Annotated in this window: 10 protein-coding genes and 2 tRNA genes; 2 read left to right on the forward strand and 10 right to left on the reverse strand. The window is 53.2% G+C overall.

Annotated elements, in window-relative coordinates; genetic code table 11:
* Nucleotides 1-6 precede the first annotated feature (6 nt).
* The 3 genes from B5F17_RS08900 to B5F17_RS08910 all read right to left on the reverse strand — a co-directional run bounded on the left by B5F17_RS08900 (nt 7) and on the right by B5F17_RS08910 (nt 2,186).
* Nucleotides 7-1,308: a DUF512 domain-containing protein gene (locus B5F17_RS08900; RefSeq protein WP_087373153.1), complete on the reverse strand. Its 1,302-nt coding sequence runs from the start codon at nt 1,306-1,308 to the stop codon at nt 7-9.
* 104 nt (nt 1,309-1,412) lie between these two features.
* Nucleotides 1,413-1,595: a 50S ribosomal protein L32 gene (gene rpmF / locus B5F17_RS08905; RefSeq protein WP_016146324.1), complete on the reverse strand. Its 183-nt coding sequence runs from the start codon at nt 1,593-1,595 to the stop codon at nt 1,413-1,415.
* 81 nt (nt 1,596-1,676) lie between these two features.
* On the reverse strand, nt 1,677-2,186 hold the full coding sequence (locus tag B5F17_RS08910; RefSeq protein ID WP_087373156.1) for a YceD family protein: 510 nt from the start codon (nt 2,184-2,186) through the stop codon (nt 1,677-1,679).
* A 151-nt stretch (nt 2,187-2,337) separates the two neighbouring features.
* Here B5F17_RS08910 and B5F17_RS08915 point away from each other — a divergent pair, with 151 nt between their 5' ends.
* Complete coding sequence (locus B5F17_RS08915; RefSeq protein WP_087373161.1) at nt 2,338-3,312, forward strand: RluA family pseudouridine synthase; 975 nt, start codon at nt 2,338-2,340, stop codon at nt 3,310-3,312.
* Nucleotides 3,313-3,346: 34 nt separating this feature from the next.
* Here B5F17_RS08915 and B5F17_RS08920 read toward each other — a convergent pair whose 3' ends face one another.
* From B5F17_RS08920 to B5F17_RS08935, 4 genes are all read right to left on the reverse strand, one after another.
* The gene (locus tag B5F17_RS08920) at nt 3,347-3,829 is read right to left on the reverse strand and encodes a DUF2798 domain-containing protein (protein WP_087373164.1); all 483 of its coding nucleotides are present in this window, start codon (nt 3,827-3,829) and stop codon (nt 3,347-3,349) included.
* A 247-nt stretch (nt 3,830-4,076) separates the two neighbouring features.
* A complete protein-coding gene (locus B5F17_RS08925; protein WP_087373167.1) occupies nt 4,077-5,735 on the reverse strand; it encodes a polysaccharide deacetylase family protein in 1,659 nt (552 codons plus the stop codon).
* A 115-nt stretch (nt 5,736-5,850) separates the two neighbouring features.
* Complete coding sequence (locus B5F17_RS08930) at nt 5,851-6,723, reverse strand: DegV family protein (RefSeq protein WP_087373169.1); 873 nt, start codon at nt 6,721-6,723, stop codon at nt 5,851-5,853.
* A gap of 42 nt (nt 6,724-6,765) precedes the next feature.
* Nucleotides 6,766-6,945 carry a hypothetical protein gene (locus B5F17_RS08935; protein WP_016146318.1) on the reverse strand — a complete coding sequence of 60 codons (180 nt, stop codon included), beginning with the start codon at nt 6,943-6,945 and terminating at the stop codon, nt 6,766-6,768.
* Between the two features lie 190 nt (nt 6,946-7,135).
* Here B5F17_RS08935 and B5F17_RS15235 point away from each other — a divergent pair, with 190 nt between their 5' ends.
* Nucleotides 7,136-7,264 (forward strand): hypothetical protein, encoded by a 129-nt coding sequence (locus B5F17_RS15235; RefSeq protein ID WP_016146317.1) that lies wholly within the window; start codon nt 7,136-7,138, stop codon nt 7,262-7,264.
* Between the two features lie 92 nt (nt 7,265-7,356).
* On the opposite strand, the gene B5F17_RS08940 is transcribed toward B5F17_RS15235, so the two are convergent.
* The 3 genes from B5F17_RS08940 to B5F17_RS08950 form a co-directional block, all read right to left on the reverse strand.
* On the reverse strand, nt 7,357-7,848 hold the full coding sequence (locus B5F17_RS08940) for a metal-dependent hydrolase (RefSeq protein WP_162608135.1): 492 nt from the start codon (nt 7,846-7,848) through the stop codon (nt 7,357-7,359).
* Between the two features lie 83 nt (nt 7,849-7,931).
* Nucleotides 7,932-8,007: transfer RNA gene (locus tag B5F17_RS08945), tRNA-Thr, on the reverse strand.
* 27 nt (nt 8,008-8,034) lie between these two features.
* Nucleotides 8,035-8,111, reverse strand: a tRNA-Asp gene (locus B5F17_RS08950).
* Nucleotides 8,112-8,141 lie beyond the last annotated feature (30 nt).

Genomic DNA, 8,141 nt, shown 5'->3' on the forward strand with positions numbered 1-8,141 from the left:
AGGGGGTTATTGTGCAAAAATTTGATCGACCAGTGCACCGCCGTCGATCTCAACGGTCTGTACCGGCACGCCGAGCGCCTCGGATGCCTGCGCAAGCGTCATGTCATCCAGGAAGACGTCGCCGCCGTCGCGCAGCATATTGGCCGAGATCAGCACCCGCTCGCCCAGATCCTTACCCTTGAGCTGTGCGACCAGATCCTGACCGGTAATCAGTCCGGCCACCGTGACACCATGGCCAAAAAAATCGTTCTGGATCGCGTAGACAGGTACAGTTAAATTATCGCATACCCGACGCGCTTCGTCAATGAGTGCGGTCATGGTCGGTGCAGCTGCCATACCGGTCGCGATACAGCACGGACGCGCACTCTGGCCTTCGTAGTCGGACAGCGCCAGTCGGAATTCCTCAGAGAACAGCGACAGCATACCGATACCGTTCTCAAACTGGGTAAAGTCCTCATAATAATCGGCATCGGGCAGCGGACGGCCAGCCTTGAGGTAAACCTCATCACCGCACCAGACCAGACGGGTGCCGTGCTTTTCCAAGCACTTTGCCGCGAACGATTCCACGATATCCAGCATCTCACATGCACCCTCATAGGTCATGGGTTTGAGCGGATACAGGCCGTCGCGGTGGTCGGTCATGCCGAACGGAACGACCGAAATGGAATTGACCGCTGGATAGAGCGCTTCCAGATCAGCAAGCGAACGGCGCAGCTCGTCGCCGTCGTTTAAGCCCTCGCAGATGACCAGCTGGCAGTTCATGGTGATGCCACCCTCGGCAAACCGGGGCAGCAGTTTGAGAGCCTCGCCCGCCTTGGGGTTTTGCAGCATCTTGACGCGCAGTTCTGGGTTTGTGGTCTGTACCGAGATATTGACCGGCGAAATGTGCATGCGCAGAATACGGTCTACATCGGCCTCGGACAGATTGGTCATAGAGATATAGTTGCCCAGCAGGAAAGACATGCGCGCGTCATCATCCTTGACGTACAGCGTCTCGCGCATGCCCTTTGGCAGCTGGTCGATGAAGCAGAAAACGCACTTATTCGAGCAGCGCTTCATCTTATCCATCAGGTAGTGCTCGAAGTTGAGTCCGAGCGGCTCACCCTCCTGCTTTCGAACGGACACCGTGCGCGTCTGGCCGTTCTCATCCAGCAGCTCGAGCGTGAGGCGGGCATCATAGCCGTAAAATTTATAATCCAGCACGTCGCGTACTGCTGCGCCGTCGATCATCAGCAGGGTCTCGCCTGCGCAGATGCCTGCGCGCTCTGCCGGGGAACCCGGATCGACCGATACGATCTTGGAAGCCATTTGCTTTTTCCTCCCTTTTGATTGGTCAGGCCGGTGCCGTTCCGGCTCTCTTGGCAAAAAAATAGAGAAAGCATTGCGCTTTCCCTACTTTTCTCTTTTTTTGCTTACGCTTCGGTCTTAACGACCTCACGGCCATTGTAGTAGCCGCAAGCCTTGCACATTCTGTGGGAGAGCTTGAACTCACCGCACTTCGGGCACTTGGTCATGCCCGGGAGCGAAAGCTTCCAGTGGGAGTTACGTCTCTTATCACGTCTTGCTTTAGACGTCTTTCTCTTAGGTACTGCCATGTGGTAACACCTCCTACTTTATGTTCTAAGTTTTTTGCAAACCAGTCCACGCCGTCGCTTCCGTTTCCGGAATACGGCCTGTCAGTCCTGCCGGCCCTCATTGCCTTCAAGCAGCTTGGCCAATACCGCCATACGCGGATCGACCTGCTTCGACCCACAAGAGCACACGGACTCGTTGAGATCACAGCCGCAGGAGGGACAAAGTCCTTTGCAGTCTTCCCTGCACAGATAGATCATGTCAACCTGCAGAATGAGCGCGGGGACGAGAACATCCTCGACCTCAAACTCGGTGCCCTCGACGACGAATACATCGTCTTCTTCCTCAGCGGACGGATCTCGTGAGAGGACCACGTCGACTTCGGCCGAGAGCGGGATTTCCAGAGGCTTTAAGCATCTGGCGCAGCAGGTATGATACGTTGTCTTGACTTCGCCGGTCAAGCGGAGCACGTCCAGATGGCTGGTGACTTCGCCGGAAAAAACGACCGGGCTTTGAAAGGGCTTGGCGCCATAGAGCTCTTCCCCGGACAGGTCAATGGTGCCGGAGAACGGAAGCGTATCGCTATGTGCCAGTTTTCTCAAATCAATCTTCATGTCTACCTCACATGGTACATATAACAGTATACTATAATCATTTCCCGTTTGTCAACCGCAATATCACAAAAAAACATATTTTCTTTTGCCGCGCAATCGCTTATACTATTGATACGACGAGAGACTACGGCATACGACAGGAGGCGCTCTTTTGAGAGAATTTCACATTCAAAAAAACGACAGCGGTCAGCGGCTGAACAAATTTCTGGAGAAAGCGGTTCCCGCCCTGCCCGGCGGCTTGATGCACAAGTATGTGCGTCTCAAGCGCATCAAGGTCAACGGCAAGCGAACCGAGCCCGCGTACAAGCTGTGCGAGGGTGATCTCTTACAATTATACATCAATGATGAGTTTTTTGAAAGACCCAGTGAGCAGGCGGCTTATGAAAAAATCACCGCGCCGCGGGTGCATGTTTTGTATGAGGATGACAACATCCTGCTTGCGGACAAGCAGCCGGGCATGGTGGTGCACGCCGATGAGCGCGGCGACACCGACACCCTGATCGCACACATTCAGGCACATCTGGCGCAGTCCGGTCAATGGAATCCCAAGGATGAGGCATCCTTTGTCCCGGCGCTGTGCAACCGCATCGACCGCAACACCGGCGGTATTGTCATTGCGGCCAAGAACGCCGAAGCGCTGCGCATTATGAATGACAAGATCAAAAACCACGAGCTGCAAAAGCGTTATCTGTGCGTGGTACACGGCTCGCCCAAGGTACGTTCGGGTAAGATCACCCATTTTCTGCGCCGAGACGAGGCCAAAAAGCAGGTCGAGGTATTCACCCGTCCGATGCCGGGTGCGAAGACAGCGCAGACCATCTATAAGGTACTTGCCAGCCGCGGCGGTTTGTCGCTGGTTGAATGCACTCTGCTGACCGGTCGTACCCACCAGATTCGTGCGCAGATGGCGGCAATCGGTCATCCGCTGCTGGGTGACGGAAAATACGGTACCAATGCCAAAAACAAGCCCTATGGAGAGACCAGCCAGCTGCTCTACTCCTACAAGCTGACCTTCAATTTTCAGACCGACAGCGGCATTTTATCCGATCTGGACGGCATGACCTTTACCGTTCACGATGTTCCCTTTGTCAAAAAATACTTCCCCGGTTTTCAGATCGGTGGATAACGAAAAAGACGCGGCCAAAACCGCGTCTTTTATTTTATGCAAGAATGGTGCCGACCGGGAACGCCTTGCGGAATACAAAGCGAACCAGCGGACCAGCGATGATGAGCTGGAACGGCAGCGCCATGATAAAGTTAAAGGGAATATTGTGCAGCCACTGCACAAAGATGCCCGACCACATACCGGTATGGAAGCAGCCCTCACCTGCGCCATACAGCGACATAATGAGCACCATGGGAACAACCATGCAGGAAGAAATGGTGATGACCTTACGGCGCACGCTGCTGTCCGGACGAAGCAGGAAGCCGAATGCGACGCCCTTTGCCAGCTTGGAGACAAAGAACCAGTCACAGCAGAAGGCAAAAATGTAGGCGATGGGGAATCCCAGCCATGCCTGCTGAACAACTTCCAGCGACAGGCCGCCGTGCTGAAGTGCGACATTGTAAATACTCATCCACAGCACCATACAGAAGCACATGATGACCGAGTAGACCAGACTTTCCCGCTTGTTTTGAGGCATTGTTATATTTCTCCTTTTTCTATTAAAAAAATACAAGATCAGGCAGAGGAGTACAGTACCAAATCGTACTGCCCTTCTTCGTGCAGGGATTATTATAACAAATCCAAAGTCCCGCTCGTAATTGTGAGTGTTTCCAAAATTTTCTCTCCACAGCTGCCCGCTTCCGGATAAAGTGCGCATGCAAACGATTTTTACCGCTTGACGGGCGACAAAAAAGCCACGGCATCAGCCGTGGCTTTCCTTGTCTTTATGCTTCTTCCGAAGTGCTGCTTTCGCCCTTGAGCTTTGCAACGGTCTCATCGCGGAAGTCGGTGTAAACTTCGCCCGGTTCCATGGTCACGCCCTTGATCGCCGCCAGTTCGGAGACGGTCACAAACGCAAAACCGCGATCTGCCAGGGTATCCATCGCACGGCTGACACCATCTACGGTGCACTGACGCAGGTCATGCATCAGCACGATATCGCCATCCTGTGCGTTGTCTACGATCTTCTGGTAAATGATGTCTGCATCACGGTTCTTCCAGTCCAGCGTATCCAAGCTCCAGTTGACAATGGGCAGGCCGCTTTCCTTCATGCACTGCTTGACGTTATCGTCATAAGCACCGCCGACCGGACGCATCACCGTGGGCTTCTGTCCAACATAAGACTCGATCAGATCGGTGTTGGAGTCTACCTCCTCGTGTACAAACGAGCTGCTCTGTCCCTTGAGCGTCTTCATCGGGTGGTTCATGGTGTGGTTGCCGACCTCATGGCCTTCACCCAGGTAACGATCCATGTGGGTGTGGAAGTCCTTGATGCGGTAGCCGCACATAAAGAAGGTTGCATGCGCGTTGTGCTCCTTGAGCGCGTCGAGCAGCTTGACGGTCAGACCGCTCGAACCGCCGGTCGGGCCATCGTCAAAGGTCAGCGCGATATAAGCATCCGCCTTGGGAATGTTGCCAAGGCTGGGCAGGCCGGAAGCCTGTGCCGCGATGGCATCCATCTGCATCTTGTGGCCATCCAGTACATAGCCGGTCAGTACTGCCATACCGTCAGCCGGTTCGCAGTAATTCTTGCCGAGTGCGCTTGCAAGGTCGCTCATCTTGACGTACTGGGTGTCATCAATGGTCTTGACTGCCAGATCCAGACGACTGCCATCCTTGGTAACTGCACCGTCTGCATACTTCAGGCTGCCGCTGGAAATCTCGGACAGCGACTCTGCCGGGAAGTACAGGCCGTCTTCTTCCTTCTTGACCTTGTCATTGCTCTCGAGCTGTACGGTATCGCCGTTGAGCATAACAGAGCTGGAGCCGTCACGCACTGCGAGGCAATCCTTCAGGTACTGCTGTACCGAATAGCCCAGCTTTTCCTGTGCCGTTGCCTTGAGTGCATCCATATCGCCCTCTGCAACCTCACCGATTGCGCAGATGACATAGCCGCCCTCTGCCGGAGGATAGTAAGCGATCTGGCCACCCAGTGCCTCGGTCACCGCACGTCCGGGAACGTAGAACGAGTTGCCGTTGCGGGTGGGCTTGACCGGGAGCGTATGGCTTTCGCCGTCTACGCCCTCGATGCTGTACGCATCCTGACCGAGCTCCACGGTCTTAGAACCCATCGTGATCTTGAAGGTCTCGTCTTCAAACACCAGCGAACCGCCCAGACCTTCTACCAGCGGACGGATCGGCACCAGCATGTTGCCGCTCTCATCAATATACGGGGTAATTGCATTGCCCTTGCCGTCGTCCAGGTTTACAACCTCACCGTCTTTCAGTGCCGCGCTGTTATCGATCTGCAATACCAGCTGGTGACTGTCCGGCTTTGGCGCAAACGAGGGCAGACCGCCTGTCTTCAGTGCGCTGACTGCTGCGGGGATCATGGCAATCAACAGCACCACGACCATCAAGGCCGCACCTGTTTTCCATTTCATATACAGTATCTCCTTCTATATAATCTATGTTGCTGTACGTATTCCATTATACCACAAGCTCAGCAAAAATCAGGTAACAGAACCGTTAAAAAACAGCCGATTTTTCCCGAACATGTTACAGTGCTCTCCAGTCCGGAATGACCTGAAAACCTGCGCCAAGCAGATGCGGGCCGACATAAGTGCCAAGGGTGCAGTCGATTTGACCACGAATGACCTCAGTACCGTCCGGCAGGGTCGGCATGAGCTGATCACGCAACGCATCCCCTTCTTCCGGGATTCCGCCATCCACAACCGCTGCCAAAAAGTCCCCATCTTTGGGGCAGGACTCGCGGAACAGCGCCATGAGTTTATCCAGCGCAGCCTTGCGGCCACGGCCTTTTGCGACGTTGATGAGTTCACCGGTCGGTGCAAATGTGATAATAGGTTTAATTTGCAGCAAGGAACCCGCAACCGCTGTGATCTTTCCGATTCGTCCACCCTTCTGCAAGTATTCCAGGGTGTCAACACAGAAAAATACTTTGGTACCGGCCAGCATTTTGGGTACAGCCTGCAAGAGTTGTTCCCAAGTGCAGCCCTTTTCGATCATGCGGGCAGCCTGAATCAAGGTCAAGCCGATGCCCAGCGAGCCGCTGACCGAGTCGAACGCGCGCACCTCAAGTGCTTCACAGTCCTCACCCATCAGGCGAACCAAATTATAGGTACCGCTCAGTCCCGCAGAAAGATGGACTGCAAGCACCTTCTCATAGCCTGCGGCGATCATCTGGTTAAAAATCTGCTCAACCGACTGTCCGGCAGGCAGCGATGTCGTGGGAATCTCGTGCGGCAGCCGCTCATAGACTTCGTCTGCTGTAATGGTCTGTCCGTCCAGATATTCACCGTCCGAAAACAGCAGCCGCAGCGGCAGGACAAAGATATCATACTGTCGGCACAGCTCGGCAGGGATATCTGCGCAGGAATCGGTCAAAAGTGCAATTTTTTGTGGATTCATCTCAATCTCCCATGTTTATGATCTTTTGTGCCGGTCATCGGCTTAAAAATCTTCCTGTGTCATGCAGGTCACGCCCTCGGGCACAATTTCGCCGGCCGGCTGACTGGTCGGATAACCAAACATATCGTACCATTGCCCGCACATTTCACATTGCCAAGCCGTGCGGGATTCTTCGTTGGAACAATACAGTTCATTTCCGCAGGCGCAGGTTAAAATAAACAAGGTTTCGTCTCCTTTCGACATATTGATACGTTCTTGCTCTTATTGCACCATTCTATGCGTTCTTTCGCCCTTTGTCAAGCGATACACCCAATCCAATGTTTACAAATCGTTCATGGTCTGTCCATGATTCCGTGATATCTCCCTGGCAAGATGTTGGTATAATAAGACCATCGAAAGGAGAGAATTTCTCATGTATCGTTTGTATAGATTTTTTGCAGAGCGCGGTCAGGGTACCCGCTTCATTCACACACTTTCCGTTCTGCCCCAGAGCATTCTGGAGCGCATCGGACTCGTTTTTGTTCCCTCTGCTCACCACTGATACGGGACTGTGCGGTTTCTCCCCCTTCCGCACTTTTCCCATCTGATCATTTGCCGCCTGTTCAATACGGGCGGCTTTTTTGTTTGGAGACATTAAAAGAGGATTTGGAAAGCGAACCATGCGGCAAGGCATAAGGCCAGAACGCCGATTGCACGATCCATTTTGCCGCCGGTCTGAATGGGCAGCAGCGAAATTCGCTTGCGTGTCATCGGCCAGAGCAACGGAATGCCACTCGGATTGAGCATATCCAAAAACAAATGCGACAATTCACCCACAAACGCGCCAAAGATTGCCGCATGAATCACGGGACTGTCCTCAAAAGACAGCGTTAATATTGCAGATAATATGATGTAGATAATAGGAGTATGTAAAATACCACGGTGTTTTAATAAATGACTGGAAAAAAAGCCAAATAACCCTGTTTTCTGCGTGACCTTACTTTTTCTATGATCAAGATCAGGAATCACACCGCCGATCAGGCCGGCTGCAGCAGCAATTCCAGCCTGTGCCAATGGTAAATCAGCCCATAATGCAAACGCTGTTCCAGCACATACCCCTGCACACAAATGTGTTTTGCCTACCAAAATAAACCGTTCCTTTCTATGGTGTCTTGCGTCGGATTGGTTATAGTAAAAAAATAAGAGAAGCCCATTATGAGCTTCTCTTGTGGAGCTGTTGAACAGATTCGAACTGTCGACCTCTTCCTTACCAAGGAAGTGCTCTGCCTGCTGAGCTACAACAGCATATTCAGTTTGTCACCAAAGAAAGAATGGCGACCCGGATGGGGCTCGAACCCACGACCTCTAGCGTGACAGGCTAGCGCTCTAACCAACTGAGCTACCGGGCCATTTTGGCAGGGGCAGTAGGGATCGAACCC

The sequence above is a fragment of the Butyricicoccus pullicaecorum genome, from assembly GCF_002160355.1.
Lineage (GTDB): Bacteria > Bacillota > Clostridia > Oscillospirales > Butyricicoccaceae > Butyricicoccus > Butyricicoccus pullicaecorum.